Genomic DNA, 15,534 nt, shown 5'->3' on the forward strand with positions numbered 1-15,534 from the left:
GGGGCCCGTCGCCGTCCACGGGCCGGTCAGGCGCCGCCGGCGCGCAGGTCCCACTCGTGCTGCCCACCGGTCGGGTCGGGCCGGTCCCGGCGCGGCTCGGTCTCGCTCTCGGTCGACTCCACCCGGTCCTCGGGGCGCACCGCGGGCGGCATCTCGCCGAAGCGGACATGCCGCAGGAACGCGTACTCCTCGTCGGTGAACGACTCGCGCGGCTCGCTCATGACCGCATTGTGCGCCCGCCCGGCCACCCGTCGCATCAACCGACCCGGCCCGGGTAAGCCGCCGCGACGACCCGTCCGGCGACGACGTGGAGGGCGACCATGCGGGCGGTACGGATGACCGCACCCGGGGTGCTGGAGCAGGTGGAGGTGCCCACCCCGACCGCCGGGCCGGGCGAGGTGCTGCTGCGCGTCGGCGCCGTCGGCGCCTGCCACTCCGACCTGCACATCCTCGACGCGCCGGCCGGGCCCTTCCCGATCCCGATGACCCTCGGCCACGAGATCGCCGGCACCGTCGACCAGCTCGGTCCGGGCGTCACCGGGTGGTCCGCCGGGGACCGGGCGGCGGTCTACGGGATCATCGGGTGCGGCCGCTGCCGGGCGTGCCTGCGGGGCGCCGAGAACCAGTGCCGGGTGGTGCCGGTGGGCGGCGTCGGGCTCAGCCGCGACGGGGGGCTCGCCGACCACGTGGTGGTGCCCGCCTCCCGGCTGCTGCCCGTCGGGGACCTGGACCTCACCCAGGCGGCACCGCTCACCGACGCCGGGCTGACCCCGTACCACGCCGTCGAGCTGGCCCGGGACCGGCTGCGTCCGGGCACCTCCTGCGTGGTGATCGGCATCGGCGGGCTGGGGCACATGGCCGTGCAGATCCTGGCCGCCACCACCGCGGTGCGGATCGTGGCGGTGGACACCAGCGTCGCGGCCCTGGACCTAGCCGGCCGGATGGGCGCGCACGACATGGTGCAGGCCGGCCCGGACAGCGTGGACCGCATCCGGGCGCTGGTGGGCCCGCCGCCGGACGGCGCGGACGTGGTGCTCGACTTCGTCGGCGCGGAGCCCACGGTCACCACCGCCCGGCAGGTGGTCGCCACCGGCGGTCAGGTGCTGCTGGTCGGCCTGGCCGGCGGCACCCTGCCGGTGCGGCCGGTCGCCGACGAGCCGCCGACCGTCCCGCTGGAGACGATGGTCGAGGTGCCGTTCTGGGGCACGCGGGCGGAGCTGCAGGAGGTGATCGCCCTGGCCCGGACGGGGCAGCTGCGGGCCGACGTGCAGACGTTCGCGCTGGCGGACGCGCCGGAGGCGTACGAGCTGCTGCGCCGCGGGGAGGTCCACGGCCGCGCGGTCGTCGTGCCCTGACTACCGCGCGCCCGGCTGCCGCGGCGGCAGCCGGTCCAGCATGGCCAGGCCGGCCCGCACGGGGCGGCGGGCCAGGACCCGGGCGAAGCTGGCCTGCCCCTGGCAGAACCGGACGAACATCCGCCAGCCCGGCGGGGTCGCGAGCAGGGCGTGGAACACGTCGGGCCGCCGCGTGAAGACCTCCAGCAGCCGGTGCCCCGCCCGCATCTCCGGCACCAGCCGGAGGCGGACCTCGCGCTCGTAGGCGTCGAGGTCGCCGCCGGCGGCCGCCTCGCCGGCCAGCCGGCCCGACCGCAGCGCGAAGCTGATGCCCTCCCGGCTCCACGGCTCCAGCAGGCCCGCCGCGTCGCCGGCGACCAGGACCCGGCCGCGGCGCAGCGGCGAGTCCTCCGCCCGGCACCGGGTCAGGTGCCCCGAGTCGTGCTCCGGGGTGATCCCGGCCAGGCCCAGGCGGGCCACGAAGTCGCGCAGGTAGGCGCGGGTCCGGTCGCCCTCGCCCCGGGCGGCGATGACGCCGACGGTGAGCCGGTCGCCCTTCGGGAAGACCCAGGCGTACGAGCCGGGCACCGGCCCCCAGTCGATGAGCACCCGCCCGCGCCAGCGGTCCTGCTCGGCGGGTGGGACCGGCAGCTCCAGCTCCAGCCCCAGGTCGACCTGCCGCCACGTCACCCCCACGTGCCGGGCGGTCACGCCCGACGAACCGTCGGCCCCGATCACCGCCCGGGCGCGGACCGTGTCGCCGTCGGCCAGCCGCAGGCGTACCTCGTCGGGGTCCTGGTCGACGGCGCGGACCGCGACGCCCTCGCGGACCTCGGCCCCGGCGGCGACCGCGGCGGCGCGCAGCCGGTCGTCGAACTCCTCACGACGGACCATGGCCACCAGTGGCGTGGAGTGCCGGCGGGTGAAGACGCGTCGCCCGTCCCGGGTGAATGTGATCCGGTCGACCCGGTCGTGCGCGGGCACCTCGATGCGGTCGGCGATCTCGGTCAGGGACGTGCCGATCAGGCCGCCGCCGCAGGTCTTGTACCGGGGATGGGTGGCCCGCTCGACCACCAGGGTGCGGGCACCGGCCCGGGCCGCCGCGTGCGCGGCGGAGAGGCCGGCGGGGCCGCCACCGACGACGACGAGGTCCCAGATGATCACGAGAGCAGCCTAGGCCACGGCGCGGACGGCCCGCCCGGCACGCGCCGGCCGCGACCCCCCGATCGGGTGGGCATCATCGGACGCCGGCCGGGTAACCGCCGGGCGCAGACCGCCCGCCGACCGGGCGGTCCACGCCGAGGAGGGAAGCGATGCAGCAGGTACAGCTGTCTGCGATCGAGGAACGGGTGTACCAGGCGGTGTCCGCGCTCGAGGTGCGGGGGCACGTCCCGTACCCGGACACGATCGCCCAGGAGGCCGGAATGACCGAGGAGGAGCTCCGCGAGCCGCTGCACCTGCTCACCGAGCGGGGGCTGCTGCACCGGGAGGACTCCCCGATGGCCGGCCTGGACTTCGGACCGCGGTGGTGCGCGCGTCAGCCGACGTGACACCGTCGTTTGCCCCATCGGGGGCCGGGTAGCGATCGGGGATGCGTGATCGACGGTCCACGGGAGGCGCGATGAGCACGGACCGGTCGTCGGCGCCGGTGGACACCGGCGGATCCGACGACCGGCGCCGCTGGAAGGCCCTCAGCGTCGGCCTGGTCGCGGCGTTCATGACCCTGCTGGACGTCAGCATCGTGAACGTCGCCGTGCCGTCGATCGACCGCGCGCTCCACGCCACGCCCAGCGACCTCCAGTGGGTGCTGTCCGGCTACGCCCTGACGTTCGGTCTGGTGCTGGTGCCGGCCGGACGTTTCGGCGACGCCCGCGGCCGGCGTGCCGCGTTCGTGGTCGGGGTGGCGCTGTTCACCGTGACCAGCGCGCTGGCCGGCCTCGCCAGCTCGCCGGAGTGGCTGGTCATCGCCCGGCTGGTCCAGGGCGCCGCCGCCGGGGTGGTCAACCCCCAGGTGAGCGGCATGATCCAGCAGTTGTTCCGGGGCGCCGAGCGGGGCCGGGCGTTCGGCCTGCTCGGCGCCACCATCGGCATCTCCACCGCCATCGGCCCGCTGCTCGGCGGCCTGCTCATCCAGCTCGGCGGGGAGGAGCACGGCTGGCGCTGGGTCTTCTTCGTGAACATCCCGGTCGGCATCCTCGCCGTGGTGCTCGGCTGGCGGCTCATCCCGGCCCGCCCGGCCGGCCAGCCGGACCGGCACCGCCTGGACCCGATCGGCGTGCTGCTGCTCGGCGTCGGGGTGACCCTGGTGCTGCTGCCGCTCGTGCAGCGGGAGCAGTGGCGCGGCGCCGGCAAGTGGACGCTCATCCCCGTCGGCCTGCTCTTCCTGGCCGGCTTCGCCCTGTGGGAACGGTGGTACGGCCGCCGCCGGCCGCCCCTGTTCGACCTGCGGCTGTTCCGGCTGCGCTCGTACACCCTGGGCTCGCTGATCGGCCTGGTCTACTTCGCCGGGTTCACCGCGATCTTCTTCATCTTCACGCTCTACCTCCAGGTCGGGCTCGGCTACAGCGCGCTCGCCGCCGGCCTGGCCATCACCCCGTTCGCGCTCGGCGCGGCGGCCGCCTCCGCGGTGGGCGGCCGGATCGTCACCCGGTACGGCCGCCCGCTGGTCGCCGCCGGCCTGCTCGTGGTGGTCCTCGGCCTGCTCGCCACCGTGTGGGTGCTCCGGGACGAGCCCCGGCACTCGGTGCCGCTGCTCCTCGTCGTGCCGTTCCTGCTCGCCGGGCTCGGCAGCGGGCTGGTCATCGCGCCGAACCAGACCCTGACCCTCTCCGAGGTGCCGGTGCCCCAGGCCGGCAGCGGCGCCGGCATGCTCCAGACCGGGCAGCGCATCGGGTCGGCGGCCGGCATCGCCGGGGTCGGCGCGCTGTTCTTCTCCACGCTGGCCGACAGCCGGGGCGACTTCACGGTCGCCTACCGGCACTCCCTGCTGCTGGCCGTCGCGATCATCGCGCTGGCACTGGTGGCCGCGCTGGTCGACGTCGTCGCCGGGCACCGCCGCTCCGGCGACTCCTCCTGACCCGGTCGACGCCGAAGCTCGAATTGAGAACCGGCGCAGAACAGCTTGCGAATTCACCGTCCAAAGGGGTGCGTCGGAGACGTAGACGGCGGTAGATACATGGGTCATGACGAACACCCTCGACCGTCGTACCCTCCTGCGTCTCGCCGGTGCCTCCGCCGGCACCGCCGTGCTGGCCGGAACCACCCTCGCCGGCCCCTCCCCCGCAGGCGCGGCCACCGCCGCGTTCCGGCACGGCGTCGCCTCCGGCGACCCGCTGCCGGACGGGATCCTGCTCTGGACCCGGGTCACCCCGACCCCCGACGCCCTCCCCGGCTCCGGCGCCGGCCCGGACGTGGAGGTGAGCTGGCAGGTCGCCACCGACCCCGACTTCCGGTCTCCGGTCGCCGCCGGCACGCTCACCACCGGTCCGGCCCGGGACCACACGGTGAAGGTCGCCGTCTCCGGCCTCGCCGCCGCCACCACCTACTGGTACCGCTTCGGCCACGCCGGCGCCTGGTCGCCGGCCGGTCGCACCATGACCGCCCCGCCCGTGGACGCCGCCGTCGACCGGCTGCGGGTGGGCGTGGTGTCCTGCGCGAACTGGGAGGCCGGCTACTTCGCCGCCTACCGGCGGCTGGCCGACCGGGGCGACCTCAACCTCGTCGTCCACCTCGGCGACTACATCTACGAGTACGGGACCGGCGAGTTCGCCGCCGCCGGCCGGGTGGTCCGGCCGACCCAGCCGGCGCACGAGGTGCTCACCCTGGCCGACTACCGGATCCGGCACGCCCTCTACAAGACCGACCCCGACCTGCAGGCGCTGCACGCCGCCGTGCCCTGGGTGATCACCTGGGACGACCACGAGGTGGCCAACGACGAGTGGTCCGGCGGCGCCGAGAACCACACCCCGGGCACCGAGGGCCCGTTCGCCGACCGACTGGCCGCCGCCCGGCAGGCGTACTGGGAGTGGATGCCCGTGCGGACCGGCGCGGACGGGGCGATCTACCGGCGGTTCCGGTTCGGCCGGCTGGCGGAGCTGTCCATGCTGGACCTCCGCTCGTACCGGTCGGCGCAGGCCTCCGGCGCCGACGTCGACGACCCCGATCGGACGATCACCGGTGACGCGCAGATGGCCTGGCTGAAGGCGGGGCTGTCCGGCTCCGCCGCCCGGTGGAAGCTGGTCGGCAACCCGGTGATGATGGCCCGGCTGGACGTGGGGGCGCTGCCGTCCTGGCTGCTCGGCCCGCTCGGGAAGCTGCTCGGCATCCCGGAGAACGGTGCGGTGCTCAACGCCGACCAGTGGGACGGCTACAACGCCGACCGCAACGAACTGGTCAACCACCTCCGGTCCACCGGCACCCGGGACGTGGTCTTCCTGACCGGGGACATCCACACCTCGTGGGCCAACGAGGTGACCACCCGGACGACGCTGTTCGAGCCGGCCGCCGCGGAGTTCGTCGTACCGTCGGTGACCAGCGACAACGTCAACGACTTCCTCCGGCTGCCGGCCGGCAACCCGCTGAGCCAGCTCGGCGCGGGGCTGCTCCGCTCCACGAACCCGCACGTGCGCTGGGCCGAGCTGGACGGGCACGGGTACGGGGTGCTCGACGTGACCCCGCAACGCTGCCGGATGGACTGGTACCACCTCACCGACCGGACCAGCGGCACCAGCGGCAGCCGGTGGGTGGCGGGCTGGTCGGTGGGGACGGGCTCCTCCCGCCTGCGGGCGGAGAGCGCCCCGGTGTGAAGACGCCGCTGGCCGGCACCCCGTGTTCGGGGTGCCGGCCAGCGGTCGTTGTTTGGGTCAGCTGTTCCAGTGCTGGGCGACGATGTCGGTGGCCTGCTGCTCCCACTGGGCGTAGGCGTCCGGGTAGGCCGAGACCTGCACGGTCTGCGCGGCCTCGGTCAGCGGCATGCTCTCCCAGCCGTCAACCTGCTTCAGACCCTTCAGGAACGCGAGGGTCGAGTACTCGGGGTTGGTGATCTGCTCCGGCGTGCCCCAACCACTGGTCGGGCGCTGCTGGAACAGGCCCAGCGAGTCGTGGTCATTGGCGTCGCCGAGGTGGCCCAGGTTCTCCAGCTTCGACTCCTGCAGGCTCGTCGCGATCGAGATGACCGCGGCCCGCTCCGGCAGGCCGGCCTTCTTCGTCGCCGCGATGATCGCCTTCGCGTTCGCGGTCTGCTCGTCGTTCAGGTCGATGTGCGACTGGGCGCCCTGCACACTCACCGCCACCGGCCTGGTGTCCACCGGCTCAGCAGCGTGGGCGGCGATCGGACCGGCGAAGACACCACCGGTGAAAGCCAGACCAGCAATACCCAGCACGCTCTTACGCAGCATCGTGTTCATGACGAAAGCTCCTTGGGGGTTGGCGCACACACGCCGACGGGGGTCGGCTGGGGGTGGTGTGCGCAAGCACCGTCAGGCGCTCAAGAAAGTCTTAGGGGGATCATCCAGCGCGCGGGGCTTGGCCTCTTCGCAGCGCCGGGACCATGTACAACGACCGGCGGCCCACTGTCATTCCCGGCTAGGCGGTCCCGCCTCGGGGGGCGGTCGCTCTCGGCCGGGCTACCTCGGGGGCGGGGCGTGGTCCTCCGTCGTTCACCCGGATACAACGACCCCCACCCGCCGGCCATTCCACCGCCAGGATGCCGCCGGTCACCCCGGAACCGGACAGCCCGCCCACACCGGGACCGTCGGTGGAACGCTATGGATGTATCCGGACCCGGGAGACACACCTAGTGTTCCACTCAGCGTTCCAGCCTCGGTGGAAACCGGACATCCGGGCCACGTCGAGGCCGAGATGCCCGCGCGGCACGTCCGCCAGTTCGGCAGCCACGGCGCGGGCGTCCCTCGCCGTCTTCCAGATCAACTCGTCCACCCGCTCAGTGAACCGGACGACCGTGACGATCCGTACCCCGGGGCGGTGCGGCGACGAGGCCGGCACCGGAACCGGAAGGGGCGTGTCCGTGATGCCGGAGACCGTCGAGACGGTGTTCGCGAACGTGGTCAAGCGGAACCCGGGTGAGCCCGAGTTCCACCAGGCCGTCCGGGAGGTGCTGGAGAGCATCGGGCCGGCCCTGGCCCGCCACCCGGAGTACGCGCACGCGTGCGTCATCGAGCGGATCTGCGAGCCGGAGCGGCAGGTCATCTTCCGGGTGCCGTGGGAGGACGACCACGGCCGGGTCCGGGTGAACCGTGGCTTCCGGGTGGAGTTCAACAGCGCGCTCGGTCCGTTCAAGGGCGGGCTGCGCTTCCACCCGTCGGTGTACCTGGGGATCGTCAAGTTCCTCGGTTTCGAGCAGATCTTCAAGAACGCGTTGACCGGCCTGCCCATCGGCGGCGGCAAGGGCGGGGCGGACTTCGACCCGAAGGGCCGCTCGGACCGGGAGGTGATGCGGTTCTGCCAGAGTTTCATGACCGAGCTGTACCGGCACATCGGCGCGCAGACCGACGTGCCGGCCGGGGACATCGGGGTGGGCGGCCGGGAGATCGGCTACCTGTTCGGCCAGTACAAGCGGATCACCAACCGGTACGAGGCGGGCGTGCTCACCGGCAAGGGGCTGGCGTACGGGGGTGCGCAGGTGCGGCGGGAGGCGACCGGTTACGGGGCGGTCTTCTTCGCCGAGGAGATGCTGAAGCAGACCGGGGACAGCCTGGACGGCAAGCGGGTGGTGGTCTCCGGTTCCGGCAACGTGGCCATCTACGCCATCGAGAAGGTGCACCAGCTCGGGGGCACGGTGGTGGCCTGCTCCGATTCGGACGGTTACGTGCTGGACGAGAAGGGCATCGACCTTGCCCTGCTGCGGGAGCTGAAGGAGGAGCGCCGGGCCCGGCTCGACGACTACGTGCGGCACGTGCCGCACGCGGTGGCGGTCTCCGGCCGTACCGTCTGGGAGGTGCCCTGCGACCTGGCGCTGCCCTGCGCGACGCAGAATGAGATCGGCGGCGCGGAGGCCGCGGCGCTGGTGGCCGGCGGCTGTGTCGCGGTGGTCGAGGGGGCGAACATGCCCACCACGCCGGAGGCGGTGCGGATCCTGGGCCGGGCCGGGGTGCGGTTCGCCCCGGGCAAGGCCGCGAACGCCGGCGGGGTGGCGGTGAGCGCGCTGGAGATGCAGCAGAACGCCAGCCGCGACTCGTGGACGTTCGCCCAGTCGGAGCAGCGGCTGCGGGAGACGATGCGGGACATCCACGCCCGCTGCTGGGCCACCGCCGAGGAGTACGGCCTGCCGGGCGACTACGTGGCCGGGGCGAACATCAACGGGTTCCGGCGGGTGGCGGAGGCGATGCTGGCGCACGGTCTGGTGTGAGCGGCCACTGTGGGCGGACCGGCCGTACTTCGCTGACCGTTCGGTCAGTCAACGATTGACAGCCTTCGAGGCCCGTCCTAGGTTCAGGGCGCTACCGGCCGGTAGGCATCCGTCCCGCCTGGCCGCCCCCGTCCCGGGGCGGCACCCGTCTCCGGGGGAGCACCGATGCAGACCTCATCCACCCGCCTCCTGCGCCGGCTGCTCGCCGCCGGCGCGGCCCTCACCGTCGCGGTCGGCCTCGCCGGCGCCGCGCCCGCCGTCGCCGCCGACCGGGACGACGGCAGCCAGCCGCTGCCCGGCTACACCATCAGCAATCCGCCGCTCGCGCCGCTGGTGATCGACGGCGCCACCACCACCGTCCGGCAGGGCGTGCACGCGCACGCCGGCTTCATCATCGAGACCCCCGCCAGGTGGAACGGCGACCTGGTGATGTGGGCGCACGGCTACCGCGGCCAGGGCACCGTGCTCTCCCCCGAGCCGCCCGGCTACGACCTGCGGCAGCGGATGCTGGCGCAGGGGTACGCCTGGGCGTCGTCCTCCTACGACCGCAACGGCTACGACATCCGCTCCGGCGTGCTGGGCACCCGGAAGCTGGCCGACCTCTTCGCCGACACGGTGAAGCGGCCCGGGCGGGTGCTCATCGCCGGGGTCTCGATGGGCGGGCACATCATCGGCCGCTCCCTGGAGCAGTACCCGAACTACTACGACGGCGCGCTGCCCATGTGCGGGGTGCTCGGCGACCAGGAGCTGTTCGACTTCTTCCTCGACTACAACCTGGTCGCGCAGGCCCTCGCCGGGGTGCGCGCGTACCCGACGCCGGACGACTACCTGACCGGCGCGGTGCCGCGCATCCAGGCGGCGCTCGGGCTGGCCGAACTGAAGCCGGGCGGCCCGGACACCACCAACGACCTGGGCAAGCAACTGCGGGCGATCACCGTCGAGCGGTCCGGCGGCCAGCGGCCCGGCGCCGACGCCGCCTTCGCGGTCTGGAAGGACTTCCTGTTCAGCATCACCGTCACCGACGGCGGCGACTCCCCCGCCCAGCGGCCCGGTCAGCTCGCCACGAACCTGCTCACCCGGTACTCCCCGAACAGTCCCGTGAACGTCAACGCCACCGTGCAGCGGGTCGCACCGGAGAACCTGTGGCAGCGGCTGTCCCCGACGCTGACCGAGGTGCCGCGGATCAGCGGCCGGCCCACCGTGCCGGTGCTCAGCCTGCACGACCTGGGCGACCTGTTCGTGCCGTTCAGCATGGAGCAGGCCTACGCTCGCGACGTCGCGTGGCACGGCCGCAGCCGGCTGGTCGTGCAGCGGGCCATCCGGGCCGCGCAGCACTGCGAGTTCAGCCCGGCCGAGGCCGGCGCCGCCTGGGACGACCTGGTTTCCTGGGTACGCACCGGCAAGCGCCCGGCCGGCGACGCGGTCACCGATCGGAAGGCGGTGGCGGCGCCGGACTTCGGCTGCCGGTTCAGCGACCCGGCCGCCTGGACTGCCGGCTCGGGCACGCGCCGCCTGTACGCGCCCTGCTGACCCGTTCCCCGATACGCCGCTGGCCGGCACCCCGTGTTCGGGGTGCCGGCCAGCTCGCTTGTGTCAGCTGTTCCAGTGCTGGGCGACGATGCCGGTGGCCTGCTGCTCCCACTGGGCGTAGGCGTCCGGGTAGGCCGAGACCTGCACGGTCTGCGCGGCCTCGGTCAGCGGCATGCTCTCCCAGCCGTCGACCTGCTTCAGGCCCTTGAGGAAGGCGAGGGTGGAGTACTCGGGGTTGGTGATCTGCTCCGGCGTGCCCCAACCACTGGTCGGGCGCTGCTGGAACAGGCCCAGCGAGTCGTGATCATTCTTATCGCCGAGGTGGCCCAGGTTCTCCAGCTTCGACTCCTGCAGGCTCGTCGCGATGGAGATGACCGCCGCCCGCTCGGGCAGGCCGGCCTTCTTCGTCGCCGCGATGATCGCCTTCGCGTTGGCCAGCTGCTCGTCGTTCAGGTCGATGTGCGACTGGGCGCCCTGCACACTCACCGCCACCGGCGCGGTATGCACCGGCTCAGCAGCGTGGGCGGCGATCGGACCGGCGAAGACACCACCGGTGAAGGCCAGACCAGCAATACCCAGCACACTCTTACGCAGCATCGTGTTCATCCGGATGGCTCCATTCGGGGGTCGGCGCACACGCCGATGGGGGTCGGCTGTGTGTGCGCAAGCACCGTCAGGCGCTCAAGAAAGTCTTAGGGGGATCATCCGGCGCGCGGGGCGGGGCCTCTACGTCGCGCCGGGACCATGTACAACGACCGGCCGGCCACCGTCATTCCCGGCCGGGCAGTCCCGCCTCGCGGGGCGGTCGCTCTCGGCGGGTCACCCCGGGGGGCGGGGCGTGGTCCTCGGCCGTTCACCGGGATACAACGACACCGGCCCGCCGGCCATTCCACCGCCAGGATTCCGCCGGTCACTCGCGAACCGGACACCGCGCCCGGTCGACACGGTGAGTGGAACGGTATGGGCGTATCCGGGCCCCGGAGACATACATGGCGTTCCACTCAGCGCTCAGGCCACGGCGGGAACCGGACACTCCGCCCAGATCGCGCAGCCAGCGTCGCAGCGACGGCCGATCTTGGCGAATTGCCGTTCACTCCGAACGGCAACTCGCCAGATTCACCAGGGAGGCACCCCGGATGAGCCCGATGCGCTCAGCGGTCGTCGGGGTCCTCGGGGGTCCACCAGCCGCCCCGGTACAGGGTGCCCCGGGGCGGCTCGGCCGGGGTGGGGTCCGGCCGGCGCGCCCGGCGTACCCGGCTGACCACGAACCAGCCGACCGCGCCCACGCAGGCCACGATGACCACGTTCTGCAGCGTCCCGACGTACGCCTCGACGACGTGCCAGTTCTCGCCGAGCAGGTAGCCGGCCAGCACGAACGCGCTGTTCCAGATGAGGCTGCCCAGCGAGGTGAAGAGCAGGAAGACTGGCACGGGCATCCGTTCCACGCCGGCCGGGATGGAGACGAGACTGCGGAAGATCGGAATCATCCGGCCGAAGAACACCGCCTTGACGCCGTGCCGGAGGAACCACGCCTCGGTGCGGTCGACGTCCTCGAGTTTGACCAGTGGCAGCCGGCCCACGAGGGCCCGCATCCGGTCCCGGCCGAGGGCCGCCCCGATCCGGTAGAGGGCCAGCGCTCCCAGCGCCGACCCGAGCGTCGTCCACGCGATGGCCCCGATGAGGCTCATCCGCCCCTGGCTGGCCGTGAACCCGGCCAGCGGCAGGATCACCTCGCTGGGGATGGGCGGGAAGAGGTTCTCCAGGGCCACCGCGAGGCCGGCCCCGGGGCCGCCGAGCCGTTCGACCAGGCCGGTGACCCACCCGACGGGTCCTTCGCCGGCCGGCTCCGCGGCGCGCGGGGCCGCCACCCGGGGGCCGACGAGGAGTTGCGCGTTTCCGATCATCCGGCAACGTTACGAGGCGACGTGCCCGGCGACCATGAAACCTAGGCGGGCCGTGCCGCCGGTGGCCCGGGCCGGGACCGGCGCCGGGGAGGCGGAAACCCTCCATTGGGTACGGACAACCGGTGTCGGACGGATCGCCTACGGTGGGCCGGTGGGGCCGCCGGCAAGGCGGACCAGCGCCGGCTGGCCTCGTACCGCCGGCTGCTGGCCTCCCTGCCCGCCGGCCCGGGAAGGGAGGTAGCCGATGCCGGCCACTCCGGCCGAGGGCACGGTCCGGTCCGCCGACGGCCGCACCACGGGTCCGGGTGCAACGGCGACCGCTCCCCTGGCCTCCGGCCGGACCGCCGACGTGTACGCCCTCGACGGCGGCCGGGTACTGCGCCGGTACCGGTCCGGTGGCGACGTGCGCGCCGAGGCCGAGGTGATGCGCCACCTGCACGCTGTGGGCTATCCGGTGCCGCGGGTGCACCACGCCGACGGTCCGGACCTGGTGCTCGACCGGCTGGCCGGCCGGACCCTGTTCGAGGCGATCGCCGCGGGTGAGGTCACGCCGCGGTCGGGGGCGGGTCTGCTGGCCGACCTGCACGCCCGGCTGCACGCGCTGCCCGCCCCCCGCTCGACCGATCCGGCGGTCCGGCTCCTGCACCTCGCCTGCACGCGCAGAACGTGCTTCTCACGCCGGCCGGCCCGGTCGTCATCGACTGGGCCAGCGCCGCCGAGGGGCCGCCCGCGCTGGACCGGGCGATGACCGCGCTGATCATCGCGGAGGCCGCGGTGGACCGTTCCTTCCCGCTGCGGGCAGCGGCGGCCGAGGTGCTGTCGGCGTACGTGGCCGAGACGGGGCCGCTGGCGCCGGCGGCGGAGGCCGTCGCGCGGCGGACCGGCCTGGGACCGATCGAGGCGGCCCGGCTGCCCGAGGCGGCCGCCCTGGTCGAGGCGACGGTCCGGGTGGGTGGTGCCCGGTGATCGGGCGGGTGGTGGGCATCCGGCGTTACCCGGTGAAGTCGCTGCTGGGTGAGGATCTCGACGCGGTGAGCGTGGACGCGTCCGGGTTGGCCGGGGACCGGCGGCTCGCCCTGCTGCACCGGGCGACCGGGCGGGTGGCGAGCGCGAAGAACCCGTACCGGTGGCGGGCGCTGACCACGCTGGCGGCCACGGGCGGGGACGGCGCGGTGCGGATCGCGCTGCCCGACGGCCGCAGCGTGTCGGCCGGCGACGAGGGGGTGGACGAGGTGCTCTCCGCGCTGCTCGGTGAGCCGGTGACGCTTGTCGACACCCCGCCGCCGGACGCGGTGCTCGAACGGTCCCACCCCGAGGAGGTGCTCGCCGCCGGGGTGGCCGTGCCGGTGCCGGTGGACGAGGGGCGGCTCGGGGGCGCGGCGCCGCCGGGCGGCTTCGTCGACTTCGCCCCGGTGCACCTGCTGACCACCGCGACGCTGCGGCGGATCGGGGCGGAGCTGCCGTCCGGCACGGTGGACGCGGTGCGCTACCGGCCGAACCTGGTGCTGGACACCGCCGGCGCCGGGTTCGAGGAGAACGACTGGCCGGGTCGGGAGCTGCGGATCGGCGCCGAGCTGGTGCTGCGGGTGCTGGCCCCCACACCCCGCTGCGCGGTGCCCACGCTGGCGCACGGCGCGCTCCCCCGCGACCCGGAGGCGCTGCGCGTCCCGGCCCGGCTGAACCGGGTGGTGCCCCTCGACGGGCTGGCGCCGCAGCCGTGCGTCGGCGCGTACGCGCAGGTGGTGCGCGCGGGACGGGTCAGGGCAGGTGACCCGGTGCGGCTGACCTGAGCCGGAGGCCCGACCCTGCGCGCCGGCCGGACCCGGACCGGCGACCCGGTGGGGCTGACGAGCCGGGCGCCTCAGCCCTCGCCCCGGCCGCCAGCGGGCAGCCCCGCGTACGCGTCGAGCAGGTCCTGGAGGGCGGCGGCCGTGCCGTCGTCGAGCTTGCCGTCCTCGGCGAGGTCGTCGATGCGCTCGCGCAGGTCGTCGACCCGCTTGGCCCGGTCCCTGGGCTTGCCGCGGTCCAGCTCGGCCGCCTTCTCGCGCAGGTCGTTCGCGGTCTTCCGGTCGATCCGGCCGTCGGCCACGGCCTGGTTGACGACGTCGGCGAACCGCGCGGCGAGCTGGCGGAGGGTGACCGGTGCGGGCCGCGTGTCCGCCGGACCGGAGGTGGCCGGCTGGGCGGTGGCCGGCCCGGACGGCGTCGACGGGCTGGGCTCCTCGGCGGGCGCCGTGCCGGTCGAGGGCCCGGTCGGCAGCCCGACGACCGGCCCGGTGCCCGTCGGGGTGTCGGAGTTGTGGTCGAGCAGCAGCGTGCCGACCAGGGCGAGCAGCAGCACCACCCCGGCGGCGACCAGCGCCCCGACGAGCCGGTTGGACCGGGCGACCGGCCGCGCGGGCGGCGGCGGGACCGGGTGGGGAGCCCGCTCGATCAGCGTCGGCGGGTGCTCCGGCCGGGGCACGGTGGGCAGGATCGCGGTCGGCGGGTCGGCCGGGTGGCCGGCGCCGAACCGGGTGGCGAGCTGGACGGCGGTGGGGCGTCGCGCCGGGTCCACGGCCAGGCAGGCCAGGGTCAGGTCGGCGATGTCGGCGGGCAGCCCGGGGATGCGCAGCGGCGGCACCGGGGGGCGGTGGGCCTGCACGTCGAGCACGTCGTCCCAGGTCTGCACGGGCAGCGGGGCGCGCCCGGTGAGGGTGCGGTAGAGCAGGGCGCCCAGGGCGTACACGTCGCTGGCCGGGTTCGCCGGGCCGGGGGTCATCCGTTCCGGCGCGAAGTACGCGGGGGTGCCCATCAGCAGCTCGCCGGGCTGCCCGGCGAGGGGGTGTCGCGGGCCGGCCAGGGTGGCGATGCCGAAGTCGAGCACCTTCGCCCCGGTCTCGGTGAGCATGACGTTGCCGGGCTTGATGTCGCGGTGCACCACGCCGATCCGGTGTGCGGCGGCGAGGGCGGCGGCGATCTGCCCGGCCAGCCGGACGGCCTCCGGCCAGGCGAGCGGGCCGCCGGCAAGCCGGTCGGTGAGGGTCTGCCCCTCGACCAGCTCCATCACGAGGTAGGGCACCACCGAGGCGTCGGGGAGGGTGGCCTCGCCGTAGTCGTACACCTGGGTCACGTGTGGGTGGGTGAGCCGCGCCGCGGCGCGGGCCTCGCGCTGGATGGTGGCGCGCAGCTGCGGGTCGGCGGCGAGCTGGGTGGCGAGGGCCTTGACGGCGACGGGGCGGTGCAGCACCTCGTCGTCGGCCCGCCACACCTCGGACATCCCGCCGAGCCCGATGCGCCCGCGCAGGACGTACCGGTCGTGCAGCCGGAGCGAGGGCGTGAACGGCGACATGGTGGTCCAGTGTGCCTGGCCGGCGGGGCGCCGCACCAACCCGGTGCCCGGTTGCGTGCCGATCGGGCG

Annotated in this window: 15 protein-coding genes; 9 read left to right on the plus strand and 6 right to left on the minus strand. The window is 74.3% G+C overall.

The window, feature by feature from the left end; translation table 11 throughout:
• Positions 1–26: 26 nt before the first annotated feature.
• Positions 27–221 carry a hypothetical protein gene (locus F8274_RS07255; protein WP_225853643.1) on the minus strand — a complete coding sequence of 65 codons (195 nt, stop codon included), beginning with the start codon at positions 219–221 and terminating at the stop codon, positions 27–29.
• Between the two features lie 99 nt (positions 222–320).
• Between F8274_RS07255 and F8274_RS07260 the strand changes: the two genes are divergently transcribed.
• A complete protein-coding gene (locus tag F8274_RS07260) occupies positions 321–1,355 on the plus strand; it encodes an NAD(P)-dependent alcohol dehydrogenase (RefSeq protein WP_151461512.1) in 1,035 nt (344 codons plus the stop codon).
• Here the strand turns inward: F8274_RS07260 and F8274_RS07265 are convergent, their stop codons facing one another.
• Positions 1,356–2,498 (minus strand): geranylgeranyl reductase family protein, encoded by a 1,143-nt coding sequence (locus F8274_RS07265; protein ID WP_151461513.1) that lies wholly within the window; start codon positions 2,496–2,498, stop codon positions 1,356–1,358.
• A 149-nt stretch (positions 2,499–2,647) separates the two neighbouring features.
• Between F8274_RS07265 and F8274_RS07270 the strand changes: the two genes are divergently transcribed.
• From F8274_RS07270 to F8274_RS07280, 3 genes are all read left to right on the plus strand, one after another.
• On the plus strand, positions 2,648–2,884 hold the full coding sequence (locus F8274_RS07270; protein WP_151461514.1) for a hypothetical protein: 237 nt from the start codon (positions 2,648–2,650) through the stop codon (positions 2,882–2,884).
• Positions 2,885–2,955: 71 nt separating this feature from the next.
• Positions 2,956–4,410: an MFS transporter gene (locus F8274_RS07275; RefSeq protein ID WP_151461515.1), complete on the plus strand. Its 1,455-nt coding sequence runs from the start codon at positions 2,956–2,958 to the stop codon at positions 4,408–4,410.
• Between the two features lie 106 nt (positions 4,411–4,516).
• Positions 4,517–6,139 carry an alkaline phosphatase gene (locus F8274_RS07280; protein ID WP_151461516.1) on the plus strand — a complete coding sequence of 541 codons (1,623 nt, stop codon included), beginning with the start codon at positions 4,517–4,519 and terminating at the stop codon, positions 6,137–6,139.
• 57 nt (positions 6,140–6,196) lie between these two features.
• Here F8274_RS07280 and F8274_RS07285 read toward each other — a convergent pair whose 3' ends face one another.
• A complete protein-coding gene (locus F8274_RS07285; RefSeq protein ID WP_151460882.1) occupies positions 6,197–6,739 on the minus strand; it encodes a hypothetical protein in 543 nt (180 codons plus the stop codon).
• A gap of 623 nt (positions 6,740–7,362) precedes the next feature.
• On the opposite strand from F8274_RS07285, the gene gdhA reads away from it, so the two are divergent.
• Positions 7,363–8,700 carry an NADP-specific glutamate dehydrogenase gene (gene gdhA / locus F8274_RS07290; protein WP_151461517.1) on the plus strand — a complete coding sequence of 446 codons (1,338 nt, stop codon included), beginning with the start codon at positions 7,363–7,365 and terminating at the stop codon, positions 8,698–8,700.
• 165 nt (positions 8,701–8,865) lie between these two features.
• Positions 8,866–10,230, plus strand: a complete 1,365-nt coding sequence (locus tag F8274_RS07295) for a S9 family peptidase (protein ID WP_151461518.1) — start codon at positions 8,866–8,868, stop codon at positions 10,228–10,230.
• Between the two features lie 63 nt (positions 10,231–10,293).
• Here the strand turns inward: F8274_RS07295 and F8274_RS07300 are convergent, their stop codons facing one another.
• Positions 10,294–10,836 (minus strand): hypothetical protein, encoded by a 543-nt coding sequence (locus F8274_RS07300; RefSeq protein WP_151461519.1) that lies wholly within the window; start codon positions 10,834–10,836, stop codon positions 10,294–10,296.
• A gap of 545 nt (positions 10,837–11,381) precedes the next feature.
• The gene (locus F8274_RS07305; protein ID WP_151461520.1) at positions 11,382–12,134 is read right to left on the minus strand and encodes a DedA family protein; all 753 of its coding nucleotides are present in this window, start codon (positions 12,132–12,134) and stop codon (positions 11,382–11,384) included.
• 244 nt (positions 12,135–12,378) lie between these two features.
• Here F8274_RS07305 and F8274_RS07310 point away from each other — a divergent pair, with 244 nt between their 5' ends.
• The 3 genes from F8274_RS07310 to F8274_RS07315 are packed head-to-tail and all read left to right on the plus strand — an operon-like array spanning position 12,379 to position 13,924.
• Positions 12,379–12,882 (plus strand): phosphotransferase family protein, encoded by a 504-nt coding sequence (locus tag F8274_RS07310; RefSeq protein WP_225853644.1) that lies wholly within the window; start codon positions 12,379–12,381, stop codon positions 12,880–12,882.
• Positions 12,879–13,100, plus strand: a complete 222-nt coding sequence (locus tag F8274_RS31790) for a hypothetical protein (protein ID WP_225853645.1) — start codon at positions 12,879–12,881, stop codon at positions 13,098–13,100. Before F8274_RS07310 ends, F8274_RS31790 begins: the two co-directional genes overlap by 4 nt.
• A complete protein-coding gene (locus tag F8274_RS07315) occupies positions 13,097–13,924 on the plus strand; it encodes an MOSC domain-containing protein (protein WP_225853646.1) in 828 nt (275 codons plus the stop codon). Before F8274_RS31790 ends, F8274_RS07315 begins: the two co-directional genes overlap by 4 nt.
• A 71-nt stretch (positions 13,925–13,995) precedes the next feature.
• On the opposite strand, the gene F8274_RS07320 is transcribed toward F8274_RS07315, so the two are convergent.
• Positions 13,996–15,534: serine/threonine-protein kinase (locus F8274_RS07320; protein WP_370518200.1), on the minus strand; the 1,539-nt coding region annotated here is incomplete at its 5' end.

Origin of the sequence: Micromonospora sp. AMSO31t (assembly GCF_008868175.1) — a bacterium.
In the GTDB taxonomy this organism is placed as follows: domain Bacteria; phylum Actinomycetota; class Actinomycetes; order Mycobacteriales; family Micromonosporaceae; genus Micromonospora.